Origin of the sequence: Hydrogenophaga sp., from assembly GCF_030158645.1 — a bacterium.
Taxonomy (GTDB): Bacteria; Pseudomonadota; Gammaproteobacteria; order Burkholderiales; family Burkholderiaceae_C; genus Hydrogenophaga.
The window spans coordinates 1-1,270 of record NZ_JAOASO010000142.1; the positions used below are offsets into that span (position 1 = coordinate 1).

Sequence of the window (1,270 nt, forward strand, 5' to 3'; positions counted from 1 at the left end):
CCCCCGGCCACGCCGACTTCGGCGGCGAGGTCGAGCGCGCGCTGTCGATGGTCGATGGCGTGGTGCTGCTGATCGACGCGCAGGAAGGCCCGATGCCGCAGACGCGCTTCGTGACCAAGAAGGCGCTGGCTCTGGGCCTCAAGCCCATCGTCGTGGTCAACAAGGTCGACAAGCCGGGTTCGAAGCCCGACGCTGTCATCAACGCCGCTTTCGACTTGTTCGACAAGCTCGGTGCCAACGACGAACAGCTCGATTTCCCCGTGGTCTACGCCTCGGGCATCAACGGTTGGACGTCGTTGACCGAAGGCGCGCCCGGCGAACAATGGGGCCCCGACATGTCGGCCCTGTTCAACACCATCCTGAAGCACGTGCCGCCGAACACCGGTGACCCGGCCGCCCCGCTGCAACTGCAAATCTCGGCGCTCGACTTCTCGACCTTCGTCGGCCGCATCGGCGTGGGCCGCATCAGCCAGGGCACCATCAAGCCGTCGATGGACGTGCTGGTCATGGAGGGCCCGGACGGCAAGGCCGTCAAAGGTCGCGTGAACAACGTGCTGACCTTCCAGGGCCTGGACCGCGTGCAGGTCACCGAAGCCGGCCCGGGCGACATCGTGCTGATCAACGGCCTTGAAGACATCAACATTGGCGTGACGATCACCGACCGTGAGAACCCGATGCCGCTGCCCATGCTGAAGGTCGACGAGCCGACGCTGACGATGAACTTCTGTGTCAACACCAGCCCGCTGGCCGGCCGCGAAGGCAAGTACGTCACCAGCCGCCAGATCTGGGACCGGCTGCAAAAAGAACTGCAAAGCAACGTCGCGCTGCGCGTCAGCGAAACCGGCGAAGACGGCATCTTCGAGGTGATGGGCCGGGGCGAACTGCACCTGACCATCTTGCTGGAGAACATGCGCCGCGAGGGCTACGAGCTGGCTGTTTCCAAGCCCCGCGTCATGTTCAAGGAGATCAACGGCGAGAAGTGCGAGCCGATGGAGCTGGTCACCGCCGACGTTGAAGAAATCCACCAAGGTGGCGTGATGCAGGCACTGGGTCTGCGCAAGGGCGAGATGGTCAACATGGAGCCCGACGGCCGTGGCCGCGTGCGCCTTGAGTACCGCATTCCGGCGCGAGGCCTGATCGGCTTCAGCAACGAGTTCATGAACCTGACCCGTGGCTCCGGCTTGATCGCCTCGATCTTCGACGGCTACGAGCCCCACAAGGGCGAGATCGGTGGCCGCAAGAACGGCGTGCTGATCTCGATGGACGACGG

General features: G+C 64.3%; 1 protein-coding gene. It reads left to right on the top strand.

Translation table 11 applies throughout. The features are described 5' to 3' along the window. The coding region (locus tag Q1W68_RS15075) for a GTP-binding protein (protein WP_300717032.1) at positions 1 to 1,270 on the top strand (1,270 nt) is incomplete at both ends.